Annotated in this window: 12 protein-coding genes; 2 read left to right on the forward strand and 10 right to left on the reverse strand. The window is 40.0% G+C overall.

What is annotated here, in order from left to right:
* Window positions 1–93: 93 nt before the first annotated feature.
* The 3 genes from AN944_RS10690 to AN944_RS10700 all read right to left on the reverse strand — a co-directional run bounded on the left by AN944_RS10690 (window position 94) and on the right by AN944_RS10700 (window position 5,279).
* On the reverse strand, window positions 94–726 hold the full coding sequence (locus AN944_RS10690; RefSeq protein ID WP_055024600.1) for a YchE family NAAT transporter: 633 nt from the start codon (window positions 724–726) through the stop codon (window positions 94–96).
* 666 nt (window positions 727–1,392) lie between these two features.
* Window positions 1,393–3,453 carry a S9 family peptidase gene (locus tag AN944_RS10695; RefSeq protein ID WP_055024601.1) on the reverse strand — a complete coding sequence of 687 codons (2,061 nt, stop codon included), beginning with the start codon at window positions 3,451–3,453 and terminating at the stop codon, window positions 1,393–1,395.
* A 290-nt stretch (window positions 3,454–3,743) separates the two neighbouring features.
* On the reverse strand, window positions 3,744–5,279 hold the full coding sequence (locus tag AN944_RS10700) for a fumarate hydratase (RefSeq protein ID WP_055024602.1): 1,536 nt from the start codon (window positions 5,277–5,279) through the stop codon (window positions 3,744–3,746).
* A gap of 153 nt (window positions 5,280–5,432) precedes the next feature.
* Here AN944_RS10700 and pabB point away from each other — a divergent pair, with 153 nt between their 5' ends.
* On the forward strand, window positions 5,433–6,896 hold the full coding sequence (gene pabB, locus AN944_RS10705) for an aminodeoxychorismate synthase component I (RefSeq protein WP_055024603.1): 1,464 nt from the start codon (window positions 5,433–5,435) through the stop codon (window positions 6,894–6,896).
* Between the two features lie 181 nt (window positions 6,897–7,077).
* Here the strand turns inward: pabB and AN944_RS10710 are convergent, their stop codons facing one another.
* The 6 genes from AN944_RS10710 to malQ all read right to left on the reverse strand — a co-directional run bounded on the left by AN944_RS10710 (window position 7,078) and on the right by malQ (window position 19,466).
* Window positions 7,078–8,706 carry a glycogen synthase gene (locus AN944_RS10710; protein ID WP_055024622.1) on the reverse strand — a complete coding sequence of 543 codons (1,629 nt, stop codon included), beginning with the start codon at window positions 8,704–8,706 and terminating at the stop codon, window positions 7,078–7,080.
* 108 nt (window positions 8,707–8,814) lie between these two features.
* Window positions 8,815–10,077: a glucose-1-phosphate adenylyltransferase gene (gene glgC, locus AN944_RS10715; RefSeq protein ID WP_055024604.1), complete on the reverse strand. Its 1,263-nt coding sequence runs from the start codon at window positions 10,075–10,077 to the stop codon at window positions 8,815–8,817.
* Between the two features lie 52 nt (window positions 10,078–10,129).
* On the reverse strand, window positions 10,130–12,727 hold the full coding sequence (locus AN944_RS10720; protein WP_082419986.1) for a glycogen/starch/alpha-glucan phosphorylase: 2,598 nt from the start codon (window positions 12,725–12,727) through the stop codon (window positions 10,130–10,132).
* A 129-nt stretch (window positions 12,728–12,856) separates the two neighbouring features.
* Window positions 12,857–15,004: a glycogen debranching protein GlgX gene (glgX, locus tag AN944_RS10725; protein ID WP_055024605.1), complete on the reverse strand. Its 2,148-nt coding sequence runs from the start codon at window positions 15,002–15,004 to the stop codon at window positions 12,857–12,859.
* Window positions 15,005–15,006: 2 nt separating this feature from the next.
* Window positions 15,007–17,235: a 1,4-alpha-glucan branching protein GlgB gene (gene glgB / locus AN944_RS10730; protein WP_055024606.1), complete on the reverse strand. Its 2,229-nt coding sequence runs from the start codon at window positions 17,233–17,235 to the stop codon at window positions 15,007–15,009.
* A gap of 35 nt (window positions 17,236–17,270) precedes the next feature.
* The gene (malQ, locus tag AN944_RS10735) at window positions 17,271–19,466 is read right to left on the reverse strand and encodes a 4-alpha-glucanotransferase (RefSeq protein ID WP_055024607.1); all 2,196 of its coding nucleotides are present in this window, start codon (window positions 19,464–19,466) and stop codon (window positions 17,271–17,273) included.
* A 374-nt stretch (window positions 19,467–19,840) separates the two neighbouring features.
* On the opposite strand from malQ, the gene AN944_RS10740 reads away from it, so the two are divergent.
* Window positions 19,841–20,425: a CoA pyrophosphatase gene (locus AN944_RS10740; protein WP_055024608.1), complete on the forward strand. Its 585-nt coding sequence runs from the start codon at window positions 19,841–19,843 to the stop codon at window positions 20,423–20,425.
* Here the strand turns inward: AN944_RS10740 and AN944_RS10745 are convergent.
* Window positions 20,422–20,757, reverse strand: a complete 336-nt coding sequence (locus AN944_RS10745) for a hypothetical protein (protein ID WP_055024609.1) — start codon at window positions 20,755–20,757, stop codon at window positions 20,422–20,424. The genes AN944_RS10740 and AN944_RS10745 overlap by 4 nt on opposite strands.
* Window positions 20,758–20,900 lie beyond the last annotated feature (143 nt).

Genomic DNA, 20,900 nt, shown 5'->3' on the forward strand with positions numbered 1-20,900 from the left:
TGCGCTAGGAGGGTCAAGGGAAAATCCCCTCTTGTGTTCCTATTGCGCATTTGCTGTTCAAAAAGTCGATTAAATTCACTAACACTACGGATATTAAGCCATTAATGTCGGGAATAATCCCTTTAATCCTGCAGCAACAACTTCAATACCAATGGATAGCATTAATAGACCCATTAGACGAGTGATAACATTAATGCCTGTTGTGCCCAGAATTTTGAAGATGATTGGCGCCATTCTGAATAAGGCGAAACTCATTAAACCAAAAACGACAACAGTAATCGACATACCGATTAAATCGATCAGTTTATTATGATCAGAAGCAAAAACAATGACCGAACTAATGGCACCAGGACCTGCCATTAAAGGTAACGCTAACGGAACAACCGCTACTGATTCCATACCTGATGCTTCACGATCTTCTTCTTGGTTACGTTTAACTGGACTCAATTTACCTTGCAACATTGACATCGCAATAATGGCAATCAAACTACCACCTGCAATTCTAAATGCTGATAAAGAGATGCTAAACATGTTTAATATATGCTGACCAATGAAAATAGTAACAAGCAATATCACTACCACAGCAAAATTAGCAACTTTACCAGTATGATTACGTTCTTCTTCTGTTTGATGACTTGTTAAGCTGACAAATACAGGCAATAAGCCTACAGGGTTGATAATCGCTACTAAGCCTAAAAAGAACTTAACATAAAGCATTAAATCCACATTTATACCCTCAAATATCGTTAGTTTTGTGGCTGAAAAAATAGTCGCGCAACTTTACTGTTTTTTGTTTCTTTTTCAATCGTGTTTTCTTAAAAGTTTGACTTAGGTAATAGTAATTTTACACTTGCTTAATACTCATTAGTAACGACATCGTCGCCGTCACATTGACCACTGGTGTTCGCTCGTTTTGAATCATAAAAACACATTATTGAAATTAAGTTTCAAAATTCAGTTATTATGAATAATTCTAAGCCTTAAAAGAATAATATTTGTTATAATAACCATAGTTCTGAATTTCAATTACGCTGAGTTATTTCGATAACTTTTATGATAATAATAAACAGCATAAAAAAGCTAAGTTAAGGTTTTCAATGGGTAAACGTAACCGAATTAGTCAAAAAAATGGGCAGCGAAAATTTACCTGCTCAAGAAGAAGATTAGCTTATTTTTTGTGGATAACAAAAACAGGCCATAAATGTCCTCCAACAGAACTCAAACTTGCTGATAAAGACTAGGTCATTACTATAAAACTTGCACTTTGACACAGAGTTACCGCCACTTTATTCGTAGTGATTTTTTAATATCATCAACATAGTCTAGCTAAAGTGACACAAAAAAAGAGATGCCATTGGCATCTCTTTTTTATTGGTTAACTGTAATGACAGTTTATTTATTTTCAGTCCAGCGATCCATCCAGCCTAAAACATTTTTGTACCACTGCTGTAGATTATCTTGATTAAGAATCCAGTGATTTTCGTCTGGGAACATTAATAACTCTGATGGGATACCGTTACGCTGCATATAGGTAAATGCCGCTAAGCCTTGACCATATGGAACACGGAAATCCTTTTCGCCATGAATAACTAGCATCGGCGTTTTCCAGTTTTCAACGTAATTAACTGGGTTAAATTTCTCGTATAAGTCTTTGTTTTCTGTGTACGTACCGCCAAACTCGTACTCAGGGAACCATAGTTCTTCTGTGACGTGATACATAGAGCGCATGTCAAACAAACCAGCATGGTTAACTAAACACTTAAAACCGTCGCTCCAATTACCTTGGAACCAATTCATCATGTAACCACCGTATGAACCACCTAAGGCACATGCGTTTTCGGTATCTAACCACTTTTGTTGCTGGCCTACTGCTGCTAAGCCTTTTTGTAAATCTTCTAAAGGTTTACCGCCCCAATCTTTAGATATCGAATCAGTAAAGGCTTGGCCATAACCTGTTGAACCATGGAAATCCACCATCACCACACCGTAGCCAGCACCTGCCCATAGTTGTGCATTCCAGCGACCACTAAATGAGTTGCCAAATGAACCTTGCGGGCCACCGTGAACTAAATATGCAACTGGGTACTTTTTACCAGACTCGTAGTTAGCAGGTTTAATCCAGTAACCATGTACAGTCTCGTTGTTCCAGCCTTTAAAGTTAAACTGTTGGAATTCACCAAATTGAATTTTGGCTAACTTATCTTCGTTGACATTCGTTAGGCGTGTTAAATTTTCGCCTTCTAAACTAATTTTGTATAAATCACCAGGTTCAACCAATGACTTGTTACTGAAAATAATGCTTGAATCAGTCACAGCAACTAAGCTGTTGCTGCCATCATTATAAATTGGTCGAACATCACCAAACTGTGTGTTGACCTCGAAGATACTGACTTGACCAACGTCTTGAGCTGTCACATACAATGTGCGTCCATCATCACTAAAAGTCAGTGAATGTGGGCTGCGATCCCATAACGGTGCAACTTCTTTTTCCGCGCCAGTTACAGTGTCACGTAGCATAATACGGTAGCGATCGGCTTCAAAACCTGGTTTGCTCATCGCTAAATAGGCTAATTGACGACCATCTTTTGAATATGTCGGTTGTGCATCCCATGCTAAGTTTTTCTCAGTAAGGTTTTCTGCATCACCACCAGTTACTGGCACTTTCCATAAATCATAATTCGTTGTCCAAGCCTGATCTTTGCTTGGCGCTTTAGCGCTATAAACGATGTGCTTACCATCAGCGGTAAAAGTGACTTCTTCCATTCCTGAAAATGGCTTTGGCGGCGTTTCAGTATCTAAACCAAATGTGACGTCAACAACTTCAGTTACAGGCTTACCATTTAGCTGGCCTACAAATAAATGGCTACGGGCATGATCTTCCCAAGTATCCCAATGGCGAACCATTAATTGCTTATATTCACGGCCAGTTGTTTTCTTATTTTCTTCAGCTTCAATGCGATCGACTGTGCAAGTTAAATCTTTACAGTCTGGGAAAACACGCATATTCATGACAACTTGTTTGCCATCGTTTGAAAGCTTGTAGCCATTCACATCAAGTGGTAAATCGGTGACTTGCATTGCTTCACCGCCAGTTAACGGCAGATTAAAAAGCTGACTGGTACCATTACGAGCCGCTAAGAAGTAAATTGATTTATCATCAACACTGAAATTAACATCATGTTCGGTGCCACTGTGTGAAGTAATTTGTTTTGGTTTGGCGTCTTTATTTGTTAAGTCCAATAGATACAAATCAGAACGGCTTTCACCCTGTTCATCAATTTGTTTGACCGCATAAACCAATTTACTACCGTCATTTGACACGGCAGCAGAATGAAGCTTATTTAAATTAACCAGCTGTTGAACATTAAATGGCGTTTTGCTTGTTTCTGCAGCTTGTGCAGTTAACGCAAAACCTGCGGCAGTTAGCGCAAGTAAAAGCGATGATTTTCTCATTAGATGATGTTCTCTTGTTATTTTTTGTTGTTTATAGCAATAGCATTGCCGATATAATTCGGTTCAACTTTATACGTTGACGCCGTCTAGCGATGGCCTGTTAGATTCTCGTTGTTGTTCTGCAACCGCTATGTTTAAAAAGCTGATTAGCACAGTACCCAAACAAAAACGCTCAGGCAATAGAGCAGTTCAAAAAAATGAAGCATTCTATTTCTGAGCGTTAATTTTTATCCAATTTGGCTAAATATAAACCACAAATGGACCGGATTATCTAGCATCGCAAGCGTTAATTAGCTTTTTGCGTTAGCAATGTTCACTTTCCAGATTGCAGGACCCGTTTCGTGAGCATTCACGCCTTGAGTATCCACCGCCACAGTAACTGGCATATCTTTAACATCGAACTCGTAAATGGCTTCCATACCTAAATCTTCAAATGCAACAACACGAGACTTTTTGATTGCTTTAGAGACTAAGTATGCAGCGCCACCCACAGCCATTAAATAAACCGCTTTATGTTTCTTAATTGACTCAACGGTTTGTGGGCCACGTTCTGACTTACCAATCATGCCCATTAGCCCAGTCTTTTCAAGCATTAGGTCAGTGAACTTATCCATTCGTGTTGCAGTTGTAGGGCCTGCTGGGCCAACCACTTCATTGCCTACAGGGTCAACTGGGCCTACGTAGTAAATAAACTTACCAGTAAAGTCGACCCCTTCAGGTAAGCCTTCACCTGATTCGATAAGGGTTTGAATTCGCTTATGCGCAGCATCACGGCCCGTTAACATTTTTCCGTTAAGTAATAAGGTATCGCCACTCTTCCAAGTTTCAATTTCAGCTTGAGTGACATTGTCTAAATCAACTCTGTGCGTGTTTTCACCTGCTTCACGGGTAATTTCAGGCCAGTCAGACAATGAAGGTGGAGATAAATCAGCTGGACCTGTTCCATCTAAGTGAAAGTGGACATGTCGTGTTGCAGCACAGTTCGGGATCATCACAACCGGTTTAGATGCAGCATGTGTTGGTACTGATTTAACTTTAATATCTAGCACAGTGGTTAAACCACCGAGCCCTTGAGCACCGATACCCGTATTATTGGCACGCTCAAAAATATCTAAACGTAATCTTTCTTCAGTTGTTTCAGCGCCTCGTTCCATTAATTCATGGATATCGACTGGATCCATCAATGATTCTTTCGCTAATACAGCGGCTTTTTCAGCAGTACCACCAATACCTATACCTAACATTCCTGGAGGACACCAACCTGCTCCCATCGTCGGTAAGGTTTTTTCAACCCAAGCAGCAATATCATCTGATGGGTTTAACATCACCATCTTAGATTTATTTTCTGACCCACCGCCTTTCGCTGCGATCATCACTTCAACATGATTACCAGGTACCATGTCGATATGAACGACCGAAGGCGTGTTATCACGGGTGTTTTTTCGAGTACCAGCAGGATCGGCAACAATAGACGCACGTAACGGGTTATCTGGATTGGTGTATGCTTGACGTACACCCTCATCGACCATTTGCTGCACGGTCATATTCGTTTTATCCCACTGTACACCCATGCCGATTTTAACAAACGTCGTCACAATACCCGTGTCTTGACATAAAGGACGCTTGCCTTCAGCAGACATACGAGAGTTGATAAGAATTTGTGCAATCGCGTCTTTCGCCGCTGCACTTTCTTCGCGATCATAGGCTTTAGCCATCGCATCAACAAAGTCTTTTGGATGATAATAAGAAATATACTGTAATGAATCTGCAATGCTTTCGATAAAGTCAGCTTGCTTAATTACAACACTAGCAGAATGTGTAGACATATAGGGGCGCTCCAGCAGCCGTTGCGGCATAACTTGTTTAATTTTTATTTGAATACTCTAAATTGTATTCATTTAGCTATTAATCCTTGCAAGGACAATATGATACTCTTTCCAACCTTTTTGGGCTACATCACTTTTTAAATAGGTTTAGTAATGCGTTTAATTAACTCCCCATCATTAGCTGTCAAATCACTCGATTGGGCTCAAGATAGTCATACTGTCTTTAGTGCCATTGCGCAGCAACCATGGGCAATGTTATTAGACTCATCCCATACCGGTCATCAAGATGCCAATTACGATATTATCGTATTCAATCCAGTGGCAACAATAGAAAGCATAGCTGACAATATTCAATGGAAATTTCATCAAAAAATCACAAAAAATCAGGATTTTGCACCAAAGAGCAAAACACGAGTTTCATTAACTGTTTTTGATGTTATTCAACAATTACAAACCTATCTTTACCCAGTAAAACAATCAAGCCAGCTACCTTTTAGCGGTGGCGTGGTTGGCAGTTTTAATTATGACTTAGGTAGAATAATCGAAAAGCTACCTCAACAAGCACTGAAAGATATTCAGCTTAACGATGTAAACCTTGGTTTTTATGACTTTGCCTTACTTTATTGTCATCAGCAACATCAATGGTTCGCTGTCCATTATTTAGATGAAGAAGCACTCAATATTGAATTGAATAAAATTGATAACTTAATATCAAAAAAAGAGAGTCCTCACGAAACACAAGAGTTCACATTAACTTCTTCTTGGCAAAATCAAACAACAAAACAACAATATACAGAAAGGTTTAACAAGGTTCAGCAATATCTTCATCAAGGTGATTGCTATCAAATTAATTTAACACAAAGATTTAGTGCAAGTTATAAAGGTGATGAATGGCAGGCATATTGCGCGCTTTCAGATGCTAACAAAGCCCCCTTTTCAGCCTTTATACGGTTAAAAAATCACTGCATTTTATCTATTTCACCTGAACGATTTATTCAGCTTCACGACAATAAAATATCCACCAAACCAATTAAAGGCACCATGCCTCGCGGCGCCACATCAGATCAAGATTCTCTGTTTGCAGAGCAGTTACGTCACTCAGAAAAAGACTTAGCTGAAAACGTCATGATTGTTGATTTACTTAGAAATGACATCAGCAAAGTGGCTACAGCGGGTTCCGTGAATGTACCGAAATTATTTGAGATTGAGAGTTTTCCTGCAGTACATCATTTAGTCAGTACAGTAGAAGCGACACTCGACAGCCAATATGATGCGGTAGATTTACTTAAAGCGGCTTTTCCTGGTGGCTCAATCACTGGCGCGCCCAAAATCCGTTCAATGGAAATTATCGAAGAATTAGAGCCTTCAAGACGCAACATTTATTGTGGCAGTATTGGCTATATCAGTCAGGATGGTCGTATGGATACCAGTATCACCATTCGTACCCTTGTCACTGAAGATAATAAGCTTTATTGTTGGGCCGGAGGCGGAATCGTTGCTGATTCGAATGTTGATGCTGAATATCAAGAATCATTTGATAAAGTCAGTAAAATTTTGCCAATACTTACTAACGTTAATCAATCCAACGTTAAAAAATCTAACCTTAGACAAAGCTAAATCATCAAACGTTATGGAAATTAACCATCAATAATGCGTCAATTTCCATACCTTAAGTTTTACGCTAAGACTATTAATAACTGCCTTTTAATATCAGCATTTTGATACAAAGCGATTAATTGAAGGGTCTTGATACCGACTTTTGATACCTGGCTATTAATAAAAGGCTATTAATAACAGTCTATTGATACAATTTATCTTTGTAATGTTGCGCTACACTATGCCAATCAAAACGCACATCCGCCGCCGACTGTCGCATTTTTTTGTATTGTAATAAATCATTAGTATGTAGTGATAATGCACTGACCACTACTTCAATCAATTGCTGTGATTGCTCAGCTAATCCTTGCCCCTCAAATAACCAACCATTTTTTTGATGGATTATGGTGTCTTTTAAACCACCTACACTGTGGGCTATGCAAACTTGAGCTGATTTCATCGCAAGTAATTGACTTATACCGCATGGCTCAAAGCTACTAGGCATGATAAATAAGTCCCCTTGCTTATATAAGACTTGTGATAATGCATCATCATAGCCGTTTAAAAAGACAAAATTGTCATATTTAGCCGCAATGACTTGAAACTCTTGCGCTATTTGTTCATCTCCACTGCCTAGTAATACAAATATACCATTTGGTTTATGAATATTTAGTTGAATCAAGATTGCTTCTAGCGTCGAACCATACTCATGATGTGGCTGCCTTAAGAGTAATACCTTTTGGTCGGTTAGACGGCCAACAGAGGTCATAACAAAATCAACCGTTATAGCATCAGAGCTAGTCGTAATAGCGCGATGGTCATATGAGTTTTTCATCGACAGCAATTGCAATCGAGATAGCGCAATTTGATCCACGCTTTTTACCCACTGACTTTGTCCCATCCAACGAATTAACGCGCGTTGCGCTGACGCTTCGATCTGAATAAATGCAGGTTGTGAGTCAAGTTCAACTGATGAATCGTCATAAACACAGCCATTTAGAATACCTACAACATCGCCACGTTGATGTTTATCTTGAAGTGATTGCTCCAAGCCTTCTCCACCAAAAAATCCATTTTGATGATCGGATGGCAGTAATACTTCTGTTGCATAGCTTGGCGACACTAAATGTACTTTATCGCTCAATTCTATACCCATTCTCATTGGATTAATGCACTCAGAATAACGAGGGTCGGTAATTTGCAGCTTCTGTTCATGGGTTAATTGTCTTGCTAAATCAGGATACCAAGCACAAAAGGATGAAACGTCATCTCGAATAGGTCGTATCCCTTGTATCGCTAAATTGTGAATTGAAAAAACACAACGAATATCCTTTAACGTTTTATATTCTGTTGCGAACGCTCTTAACATCACTAAAAAGCCAGTATGCCAGTCATGCATGTGTAAATAATCAACACGGTCAAGCAAACCATCAACATACGCTTGGGCAACTGCAAGATTAAACAAGGCAAACTTACTGGCATCTTCAGCAAACGGCCTTTCACTACTGCCGTTACAGTAAACTTGATTGTTAGGCCCATTAAATAGCGGATGATCAAACAAAAAAACCTGATTATTTATTTTGGTTGAATTGGCTGCCTTAATCGGTAGTGACACCTGCCATAAAACCACTTTCTCGCTATTAGCACCAAACTTAACAACGACCTCGCCAACGAGTGTTGCCTGCTGCTGTTTTGCGATAAAGCCATAATTAGGCATGGCCACATCAACGTTAATATCAACACCCGCCAAAGCCAAAGGAAGATCACGAATGACATCTGCCATCCCGCCAACTTTGGCCCCCTTTATGGCATCATTTTCAGCAGCAATCATCAGCACTTTTTTCAAAACATCTCCTTGCTTGTAGTTTTTCTATTTAACAAACTCACTCAACATTGAAGCCACAAGTTCTGTGGCTTAAATGGCAGTAAACTTTAGCGATTACTCATATCCAACCGGCAGTCCAAGCATATTGCGAGTAACTAAAGTGATGCCTTTTTCAGATACTCGAAAGCCGCGGTCTATATCTTGTTGCTTGTTATAGCCAATCTCCATCCCCTCAGGAATGATGCAGCCACGATCGATAATCGCATTTTGAATTTTGCAATTTTTCAACACGACAACATCTGGCAATAGCACAGAGTCTTTCACAAACGAGTATGAACACACGCGTACTTCATCAAAAAGCACGCTACGTTTAACCTTCGCACCCGAAATGATACATCCACCAGAAACGATAGAGTCTACCGCCATCCCTCTTCGGTCATCGTCATCAAACACGAACTTAGCGGGTGGCAACTGTTCTTGATATGTCCAAATTGGCCATTTTGCATCATACAAATTGAGCGCTGGCGTCGGTGACAGCAATTCCATATTTGCTTGAAAGAAAGAATCTAAGGTACCAACATCACGCCAATAAGCCGGCTCGTCAGGCACTGCACTCGTGAAAGGAAATGCAAATACATTCGCATCTTTGATAATTGAAGGAATAATGTCTTTACCAAAGTCTCTATCAGATTGATCATTGTCAGCATCTTTGCGTAACTGATCGAATAGGAATTTAGTGTTAAACACATAGTTACCCATTGACGCTAAACAAAATTCTTCATTACCGGGAATAGACTTAGGCACTTCAGGCTTTTCTTCAAAACCTATTACACGTTTATCTTGATCCACTTCCATGACGCCAAACGAACCCGCTGCTTCAGGTATCGGTGTTTCAAGGCAACATACTGTCATATCTGCGCCTGACTCTGCATGTGCAGCTAACAGCCCAGCATAATCCATGCGATAGACATGATCTCCAGATAAAATCATGATGTATTTGGGTAATTCATGTCTAATAATATCGATATTTTGGAATACCGCATCGGCTGTACCTTCATACCAATTACCTGAGGTTTGTTGTGATGCTGGTAGTATTTCAACTGACTCACCTAATTCCTTTTTAAAGTGGCCCCAGCCCCGACTGACATGGCGGATCAGTGAATGTGACTTATATTGAGTCACAACCCCAACTCTGCGTATGCCTGAATTTATACAATTTGATAAAGGGAAATCGATGATGCGAAATTTACCGCCAAAATATAACGCCGGTTTCGCACGCCAGTCAGTCAACTCATGTAAACGAGAGCCCCTTCCTCCTGCTAATATGATGGCGTATGTATCCCTTGTAAGATTACTGATATATCGAACGTTTGACATATATAATTAACTCCTAACTTCACAACGTAGATCGATTAAAGCGATAAATTGCTCATTGTTTAGCAAGCCAAATATCATCACGATAAGCACTGATGGTATTGTCACTAGAGAAACGGCCGCTTGATGCGGTATTTCGGATACTCATTTGGGTCCAACCTTGTTGATCGGCATACGCCAAAGAGACTTTTTCTTGAGCTTGTTTATAAGCTTCAAAATCTGCGGCGATCATCCATTGATCGAAAGGATCTTCAATTGCAGCAATAATACTGTCGAATATGCCAGGTTCCACTAAGTTAAAGTGGCCACTTTTAAGCATGTTGATGACATTCGCTAATGCGGGGGATTGCTGAATAAAATCATGGGGGTTGTAGTGAGATTTAAGCTCACTGACTTCATCAGCGCGTAAACCAAATAGGAAGAAGTTTTCTTCTCCAACCTCTTCTAACATTTCAATGTTAGCGCCATCGAACGTACCGATAGTCATGGCGCCATTCATCATAAATTTCATGTTTCCGGTACCTGATGCTTCTTTACCTGCAGTTGATATTTGCTCTGATAAGTCAGTACCTGGGCATATTTTTTCCATTGCGCTGACGTTGTAATTCGGTAAGAAGGCAAATCGTAGGTACGGAGATACAATAGGGTCAGAATTCACCATGTGCGCCACATTGTTCGCCAATTTTATTATTTGTTTGGCCATGGCATATCCAGGAGCAGCCTTGCCTCCTATCAACACACATCTTGGCTGTAAGTCTTTTGTGTCACCCGACAAAATGCGCTGATACAAATGAATGACGTGTAAAATGTTTAACAGTTGACGTTTATATTCATGTATCCGTTTCACTTGAACATCGAACATCATGTTCGGATCAAACGCCACTTCACATTCATCAAGAACCAATTTAGCTAATTCGACTTTGTTATCGTATTTAACTTGTTGCCACTGTTTGACAAATGTTTTGTCGTCAGTGAAAGCATTAAGCGCGGTAAGTTGAGTGAGATCAGTTAACCAACTCTCCCCTAAACGGCGATTAATAAGCTGGGTTAATCTTGGGTTACAATGCACGAGCCAACGTCTTGGGGTAACGCCATTGGTCTTATTATTAAACTTATGGGGCCATAATGAATAAAAGTCTTTAAATAGCCCTTGCTTAAGTAATTGAGTATGAAGCCCTGCAACACCATTGACAGAAAAGCTTGCCACAATTGCTAGATATGCCATACGTACGTGTGGATGTGCCCCTTCCTCAATTATCGACATCGATGCCAATTTATGGGTATCACCTGGCCAATGATGTGCTACATGCTCAAGATAGCGGGCATTTATTTCATAGATGATATCTAATATCCGTGGCAGCATATTACCTAGCATTCTTACAGGCCAGCGTTCTAGCGCTTCTGGTAATAATGTATGGTTGGTATAAGCCATCGATTCTGTGGTGACTTGCCAAGCTTCATCCCAACCTAGGCCATAGCTATCCATTAAAAGACGCATTAATTCGGGAACAGCAATACTCGGATGAGTATCGTTTAGCTGCATCACATTGCGCTGACTAAATTGGCTAAAGTCTGCACCGTAAACGGCGGTATAACGCTGTAAAATATCTTGTAAGCTTGCTGATGATAAAAAGTATTGCTGCCTTAACCTGAGCTCTTTACCATTTTCACTCGCATCATTTGGGTACAGTACCATCGTAATTTGTTCTGCTAGATTTTTACGCGCAACGGCTTCGGTATAATCACCATCATTGAATTCTGCCAAATCAAAATCATCAGTTGCTTCTGCTTTCCATAACCTCAATGTATTAATTCGGCCGTTACGAAAACCTGGTACTGGCATATCATGTGGAATCGCTTGTACATCTTGTGTATCAACCCAGACATAATGGCGATCGCCACTTGGGTCGACATAAGTTTCTGTATGACCAAAGAACGGGACAGTAATGGCATGGTTGGCCATCCTGACTTCCCAAGGGTTGCCTTCACGTAGCCAACGATCAGGTTGTTCGACTTGATAACCGTCCACCATCTTTTGTTTAAACATGCCGTACTCATAACGAATACCATAGCCAACAACAGACAAGTCTAAACTTGCACAGCTGTCTAAAAAGCATGCAGCTAAACGCCCTAAGCCTCCGTTTCCAAGTCCAGCATCTAGTTCTGCTTCTTGTAGCGACTCGAGGTCTGCTGCATACTCCGCCAGTGCCTCATGTGTTTCTTTGGTCAAATCAAGACTTAACAGCGCATTACCTAATGATCTGCCCATCAAAAACTCTAAGGACAAATAAGCAACTTGTTTTTGTTGGTACTGATTGTCTTTGAGGCGTGTCTCTCGCCATTGGTTTAAAAGTTGATTTTTAACTGTAGAAGCAAGTGCACTATACATATCGTTAATGGCATGCTCATCACGGCATAACGACCCATGTATTTGACGCTTAAATGTAGCTGCCAACGTCTCGCACGGATCGCAATCATGATTACTGCCCACGACTTCCAATGTTGATTGATTTACTGCTGAATTGGTATCTAATTCATCAGGCTTCACCTGTTTGGCTTTACCTGACTTTGCCGTCTTGGCTGGCTTTTTTACTGAAGACTTATCTTTAATAGATGGTTTTTCAGTAGTCGATTTCCCTTTCGTTACTGTCATATGGACTCCTTAGCACCTTACAATGTTAATCGTTCAATAAACCGGATCTGACTCGGTTAGCTAATTTATTAAACAACGCGGTTTTACATCGTCTTTTGACGACTGAAATGACGACTACAAAGCGCATTTTCAATTGACTATCTTGTTGTTAAGCTGATGATGTGCATGAAATAATTTTAAGCTTCGCCCACAAAGTAAAACTGCCTCTGACTTTTCTTTTTCATTGGGTTTAGTTTGAAATTTTTGATGGGTTAATTGCGTATCAACTAATAGTTGCCAACCTTGATATCCCTCAACTTCGGGTAATTGAAACGGCTTTGATTCTTCACAAGCATTCAATAGGAGTAATAAGGCTTGTGGGTACTGATAAGGTGGTATCACTTCAGAGGTGATCACAACTGCTAAAGTGCGAGTTTCTGCTTCGCTCCACTGTTGTTTGACCATAGGCTCGCCATGACGGCTATACCAAGTAAAGCCGTTTGCGTATTGATCTTCTGGTTCATGAATGAACTCGGCATGACAAAGAATCGGAAAACGCTGGCGCAGTTTAATAAGTTCAGACGTAAATTCTACCAATGGCCAGTCAATTTGCTGCCAGTCTATCCAACAGATGGAATTGTCTTGGCAATATGCATTGTTATTACCTTGCTGACTGTGGCCCATTTCATCACCACTAAGCAGCATTGGTACGCCCTGAGATAGCATTAATGTAGTGATGAAATTTCTTTGCTGCCTAGCTCGAATATTAATAATATTTTCGTTGCTAGTATGGCCTTCAACGCCATAGTTATGACTTAGGTTTTCATGATGGCCGTCTCGGTTGTCTTCGCCATTGGCTAAATTGTGCCTGTGTTGATAACTCACAACATCACGGAGAGTAAAACCATCGTGGCTGGTAATGAAGTTAATACTGGCAGAAGGTGCTCGACCATGATGTTCAAAAAAGTCACCAGAACCATGAAATCGTCGAGCAAACTCCGGCAACATGCCTTTATCACCCCGCCAAAAACGTCTCATGGTGTCACGATACCTGTCATTCCATTCACTGAATGCAATGGGATAATTACCGAGTTGATAACCGCCTGGTCCAATGTCCCAAGGTTCGGCTATTAACTTAACCTGACACAATACAGGGTCTTGACTTAATGCATCAAAAAAACCGCAGCCCGGATCAAACCCATATACTTCACGACCAAGACAACTTGCTAAATCAAACCTAAAGCCATCTACACCCATGACCTCAACCCAGTAGCGTAATGAGTCCATAATTAACCTCAGAACCTGAGGATGGTTAGAGTTAACCGTATTTCCGCAGCCAGTATCATTGATATACAAACGCTGATCGTTTGACACTAATCGGTAATAACTGGCGTTATCAATACCTCGGAAACTAAGTGTTGGCCCTAGGCGGTTTCCTTCTGCAGTATGGTTATAAACTACGTCTAAAATAACTTCGATACCTGCATCATGAAAACGATCAACCATCTTTCTAAACTCACCAATATCCTCGCTACTTAAATAACTGGGATTTGGCGCAAAAAAACCAATCGAGTTATAGCCCCAATAGTTGTTTAGATTTTTTTCAATTAAAAATGGCTCATTTAAAAATGATTGAACTGGTAATAGCTCAACACAGTTCACGCCCAACTGAGTTAAATATTGCAATGAGCTTTTTGAGGCTAAACCTGCAAACTTTCCTTGATGAGCTTTATTAACTTCGGGATTCAGTACACTGAATCCTTTAACGTGCATTTCATATATAACTGTGCTTTCAAGAGGAATGTTAAGTCTTTTTATAGGTGTAGATTTCAGTACTGAATCATCAATCACGACACATTTAGGCATATATTGTGCGTTATCGATTTCACAAAACGACAAGTCTGCATCAACATCATTTCGGCTAATGTCATAACCATAATTTGCATCGTTGGGTGCTAAGTTGCCTTTAAGTTGTTTTGAATAAGGATCGAGTAACAATTTATTGTGATTAAACCTATGACCCAAGTGAGGTTGATACGGACCGTAAACACGATAACCATATAAATCCCCCGCTTTTACACCAGGCACAAAACCGTGCCAAATTTGTTTGGTTTTATGTACCAAACAAATTTGTTTTTCGTTATTACCGTTATGATCAAACAGGCATAACACAACTTGTGTTGCATTCGCTGAAAAAATAGCAAAGTTCACCCCACCAGCAATCACCGTTGCACCAAGTGGATATGATTGTCCTTTGGTAACAAGAACATTGAGGTTATTTTCAGCGCCGTTGTTCATCTTTACGCCTCGTTATTTGTTACAAGTTGACTTGCTGCTAACACCACACAACCTAGAGGTGGCACAGTGATAAGTCCGCTTTGCTCCATGCCTTGCCAAGGTACCTCGTCATTAATAACAGTTTGATTAATCACATTACTGCCTCCGAACTGGCTCGCATCACTGTTAAGCAGTTCTTCGTAGTTATTTGGGGTCGGTAAGCCAATTCGGAAATGATGATGTACTTGCGGGGTCATATTGATGATGAAAATGAGTGCGTCATCAGAAGATTGCGCATAACGAATAAATGAGAAGACACTGTCTTGACTGTTATCACAATCAAGCCACTGAAAACCTGTTGATTGATGATCTAATTCATATAAACAAGGATGAGATATATACAGACCATTAAGCGCCTTTACCCAGTCTTGTATGCCTTGATGAGGTGCAAACTGCAGTAAATGCCAATCTAAACTTTGGTTATGATTCCATTCATCACGCTGACCAAACTCAGTTCCCATAAACAATAATTTTTTACCAGGTTGCCCCCACATCATCCCGATGTAAGCACGTAACGTGGCAAACTTTTGCCAATCGTCTCCTGGAATTTTATGTAAAACTGAACCTTTTCCGTGTACGACTTCATCATGGCTAATAGACAATATAAATTGCTCGGTATAGGCATAGACTAGAGCAAATGTCATTTCATGGTGATGATGTGAACGGTAGATAGGATCCCGTGCTAAATAACGTAAACTGTCATTCATCCAGCCCATATTCCATTTAAAACCAAATCCTAAGCCCCCTTTTTCCGTAGAGTTAGTCACCCCTGGCCATGCAGTGGATTCTTCAGCAATCATTGTTGCGCCAGCAAAGCTCGCATAAATACGCTCATTGAGTAGTTTTAAAAACTCTATGGCTTTAATATTTTCACGACCGCCATATTCATTCGGCAACCATTGACCAGATTGACGGCTGTAATCTAGGTAAAGCATTGATGAAACAGCATCTAAACGTAATCCATCAAAATGAAATTCAGATAACCAATAACAAGCATTACTCAGTAAGAAACTTTGCACTTCACCACGGCCATAATTAAAGATAAGCGTATCCCAGTCAGGGTGCTCACCTTGTCGAGGATCTTCATGTTCATATAAACAACTGCCATCAAATTTAGACAAGCCGTGGGGATCTTTAGGAAAGTGTGCCGGAACCCAGTCCAACAGCACAGCAATCTGATGTTTGTGGCAAGCATCGACAAACGCCTTTAAGCCATCAGGATCACCAAAACGATATGTTGCAGCATACAAGCCCACAGGTTGATAGCCCCAAGACCCATCAAAAGGGTATTCACAAATGGGCATCAGTTGCAGATGCGTAAAGCCCATTTCAACGATGTAAGGAATTAACTCGCTAATTAGATCGTCGTAGCTAAGGTAGGATTCGCCCCATTCACCTTTTCGCTTCCATGAGGCAAGGTGCACTTCATAAGTTGACATTGGCGCTTGATGTAATTGAGTATTGGCGCGTTTAGTTAACCATTTGCTGTCTTTCCATTGATACTGGCTATTCGCGGGAACGATAGATGAATTACCCGGCGCAGCTTCCATCGCTTTTGCATAAGGGTCTGATTTTTCGATCGATTCACCATATTGATTAACAATATAAAATTTATAAAAATCCCCCGCTTTGGCATTGGGCAAAAATATCTCCCATATGCCATTGCTTGGATGAAATCTCATTACATGTTGTCTAGGATCCCAATGATTAAAATCCCCTACAACGGATACACGCTGTGCATTGGGTGCCCATACACAAAAAAGCACACCATCTACCTTATTAACTTGTTTCCAATTAGCACCTAAAAATTGATAACTAGCTTGTTGTTTCCCTTCAGCAAATAAGTACACATCATCCGCATCTAACAAGCTTTCGAATTGATATGGGTCAATTATAGTTTCTACACTTAATGGATATGTCACTTTAAGACTATATAAAAATGGCCTAACCCTTCGCCCCATTACGCCTGCAAATAAACCTTGTTCATCAACCTGTGATAATTCAGCCACTTTTTTACCGTCTTTTATAGCAATAACCTCAACACTGACTGCCCCCTTGATAAAACATCTCACAATCAGTGATTTACCATTGGGTGCCTTGTGCATGCCTAATAAAGAAAAAACATCCGTATAATCTCCTTTCAAGATGGCAATATCCGATCCTTGATTAAATAAAGGCGCATTATTCGTCATTGTGTATTGCTCCATAAAATTAATAACTGTTCTAACTACTGATCGAATTGTGCATCAGTCATTCTAGAATGATTAATCACACTAAGGCGCTGTTTTACCGCATCTGATGTTGTTATATGTTCAAGTGACATTGATAAACGACGGCGCCAATTAGGGTATTCTTTCCATGTGCCAGGGATATTGACAGGCATGGTTTCACAAATAAGATCTTCAAGTTGTACGCTGTATAAAGATGAGTTTCCTGATGCGGAAAGTTGAAGCCAAGCCGTTAAAACTTCATCAAACTCAATACGGTTTATATCGCCTTCAAACAGCAATATTCCTTTCTGACAAAATAGATGGATCAATTGATGCTTTTCATGGTCACGTTCATTTAGCATCTCTTGCTGTTGCTGATGATTAATTAGATTTAGTTGCTGTCTTAATTCGATATCATTACCGTGCCACCAAGCAGATAACGTCGGCACATCATGATTCGCAAGCATCATCAAACTTTGGCGTTTGTAATGCTCTGGTGATGTAAACCCATCATTTTGCTTTGAAAAATAAAACAACTCATTTGAAAATATGTTGGCATTAGAAAGGTTTTGAACTATTTCTGGCGGAACAATGCCAAGATCTTCACCTATAACGATGCATTGAGCTCGCTGACTTTCTAACGACAAAATTGCAAGTAACGCATCAAGTGGGTAATACACATAGGCCCCATCACCTAAGCTTAAGTTTTTAGGCCACCACCAAAGACGAAGTAATCCCATGACATGATCAATTCGTAAACCACCACAAGATTGCATGTTGCTTCTAATTAAGTCTTTAAAGTGGAGAAAATTTAATTGCTGTAATTTAATCGGATCCATCGGGGCAAGTCCCCAATTCTGACCTTGGGGTGCAAAAGGATCTGGCGGGGCGCCAATATTAGCGTTAGCACAAAAGTAATCAGCATTTTGCTGCACTTCTGATCCTGTGGGAGAAGCCCCTACGGCCATATCTCGGATTAAACCGATGGACATTCCCACAGATTTCGCCGTTAATTGGCATAAACTAAGCTGACTTGTTGCGACAAATTGTAAGTAGCACCAAAAGTCTGGGTTAGAAAATGTAGCCTGACAGCTATCTTCTTTATGATGACCTACCTGCCAGTCAGCATATTGTTGTAAGGCTTGTTCATGCTGTTTTTTGAAGTCACTAAATGCTTTAAATCGATCTGTTAAAGTCGATTGATTTTCTTCAATAAAGATATCAAACAATAAACAGAAAACCTGCTGTTTTAGTGCATAGACTTCTGCGTATTCTAACAGTGAATTCTCAAAAAGTTTGTGTTTATTCATTTGCCAGTCAGGCGTTGATAAAACATGTTTAACGCTGTCATATTCTTTTACTGATTCAATATGAATATAAAGTGGATTCAGTCTACGTCGATCATCAGGACTGTACGGACTAATATGGCTAGGTAAGTCCAGAGCATGAAGGGGATTAAGCAGAATAAAGTCAGCACCTTGCTCGGCACTGAATACGATTAACTTTTGTAAATCATTAAAGTCACCTACGCCCCACTGGCTTTCACTTTTAATGCTATACAACTGCGTAGAAATACCCCAAGGATTAGCTTTTTTACTTAGGGAAAAGTTGCCAGTAGTAGCTTGTTGATGATATCTGACACTTGATAATGGCTCAGAAATCGATCCTGAGTAGGCCTGTCTTGGTGCGAGCATCAGCTGACACAAATACTCAGTGACATGATTATCTGAGTCCAATGAACACGTCAGTTGATGATAGCCAAGCCCAATTGCATTATTTTGATGCTCATTTAATAAAAAGTGATACTTGATATAGAGGCAATCATTTGTTTTATAGTCACCAATAGCGGTTAACTGACTACTGTGTATTTGAAATCTAAATGATTCATTTTGCTCACTAAAAAGATGTAAACGTATATAACCAACAAAATGTTCAGTCAAACATAACTCTACATATGGCTCATCGACGTAAGTCCACTGAAATGTCCCTATGGGTTTAAGCCAGGGTGCCACGTCTAATTCGTGGATGCGCTGCTCGATGAACTTATCATTGAGTACTGACAATGCGCCGTCGACATCAGATTGATGCGACGCCAAACACATTGACGTTAGAATTCCTTTTCTATCATTAGGCGAAATATGAACATGATTGCCAAAGCAATCAATAAACTCTGCGCCTACGCCTTGCAAATACAGTAACTTTTCCAGTCCCATATTTGTCATCCTCGCAAATAACATGCCTGGTTAATAACTCAGCAGTTACCATGCCAGTCAAACATCACAGTTTAACTACAGTGATATTTCATCAGGATGACAGAATATATTTACAACTTTTCAGTAACTTACTCTAAAGAGGTAAAATAGGCTCAATACGCCTTTGTTTAAAACTCAATGGATAATTCACGATATTTCAATAGTTTTGGTGCAATTTACGCACAAATAACGTGCAGTTAAATAAACAACTACAGGAGTCATAAGTAAATGTTTAATCAAACCTCATTGGCAAAAGTTACACCTTATTGGTGGCAATATGATAATTTAGTTATAACTGATTAATTCATGATGCGACTTTAATGTTAGGAAGGTAAATGAACGCTCAACAGTTTAATGTCCATTTTGCACTTCAAAACCTCAGCGACAATTCCAGCGATATTCCCATTCAACAGGCATTACGTAAAGCTGCAGTGTTAATCCCGCTGATGGAGGTTGATGGTCAGCTACATATGCTCATCACACGCAGAGCGCTGCATTTAAGAGCACATCCTGGACAGTACAGTTTCCCCGGCGGAAAAGTCGATAAACAAGATAACTCCATTATCGAAACAGCCCTTAGGGAAGCAGAAGAAGAAATTGGCTTAAAACAAAGTAATGTCGACGTGATTGGTCAGTTCCCCGCCCATGCGACATTTACAGGGTTTCGAATCACTCCTATTGTAGGAATAATAAAACAACCATTTGAGATCAAAATCGATCCAGGAGAAGTATCTGAGACTTTTTGGGTGCCACTAAGCTTTTTCACAACCGCCAGCAATCGATATCAATTAAGGTATATGCGTGATGGACAAACGTTTGATGTGCATTACATGCCTTATAAAGGCAAATTCATTTGGGGTGTTACTGCGGCAATTATTGATTTGTTGTGTAAACACATCAGTACCACTGATAAGAGCTAAATAACGTAACGAATATACAAGCCAGCAGCAATAGAGACCATCAGTAGCAATGGTATATTGACCCAAAAACCTATTTTCTTCGACGTTTGAGCATAAAAATTAACCCCAAGATTAACAAAACTTATTGCAGCACAAGCCCAGATAACATACTCCAGTCTCACAGTTAATTCTGGATCCCAATTTAATCTGACTTCAACACCTTTACTCATAAAATAACCTACCGCACGATCAGGTCTTGCGTCGCCAAAAACAAGCAGCGCATAAACGGCCAAAGACCAACCGGCCACAGACAAAATGGTTAATATGATTTGCAAAAATTTTGTTTTGGTCACTAATTCACCCCACTACCAAGTGTTTTATTAAAATAGCGCTTTTGTTCATATGGTTACAAGATAATTTTTACAACCTATTGTACGTATATGACATGAAATTGGCTCAATTAAGGCATTTATTAGTAAAACTTACGCATTTATCT

Source organism: Shewanella sp. P1-14-1, assembly GCF_001401775.1.
Taxonomy (GTDB): Bacteria; Pseudomonadota; Gammaproteobacteria; order Enterobacterales; family Shewanellaceae; genus Shewanella; species Shewanella japonica.

Bases quoted from the DNA above. Each gene is read 5' to 3' on its own strand.
- AN944_RS10720 (WP_082419986.1), bottom strand. From the start codon at position 12,727: ATGACAGTAACGAAAGGGAAATCGACTACTGAAAAACCATCTATTAAA.
- glgX (WP_055024605.1), bottom strand. From the start codon at position 15,004: ATGAACAACGGCGCTGAAAATAACCTCAATGTTCTTGTTACCAAAGGA.
- malQ (WP_055024607.1), bottom strand. From the start codon at position 19,466: ATGGGACTGGAAAAGTTACTGTATTTGCAAGGCGTAGGCGCAGAGTTT.
- AN944_RS10695 (WP_055024601.1), bottom strand. From the start codon at position 3,453: ATGAGAAAATCATCGCTTTTACTTGCGCTAACTGCCGCAGGTTTTGCG.
- glgC (WP_055024604.1), bottom strand. From the start codon at position 10,077: ATGTCAAACGTTCGATATATCAGTAATCTTACAAGGGATACATACGCC.
- AN944_RS10740 (WP_055024608.1), top strand. From the start codon at position 19,841: ATGAACGCTCAACAGTTTAATGTCCATTTTGCACTTCAAAACCTCAGC.
- pabB (WP_055024603.1), top strand. From the start codon at position 5,433: ATGCGTTTAATTAACTCCCCATCATTAGCTGTCAAATCACTCGATTGG.
- AN944_RS10700 (WP_055024602.1), bottom strand. From the start codon at position 5,279: ATGTCTACACATTCTGCTAGTGTTGTAATTAAGCAAGCTGACTTTATC.
- AN944_RS10710 (WP_055024622.1), bottom strand. From the start codon at position 8,706: ATGATTGCTGCTGAAAATGATGCCATAAAGGGGGCCAAAGTTGGCGGG.
- glgB (WP_055024606.1), bottom strand. From the start codon at position 17,235: ATGACGAATAATGCGCCTTTATTTAATCAAGGATCGGATATTGCCATC.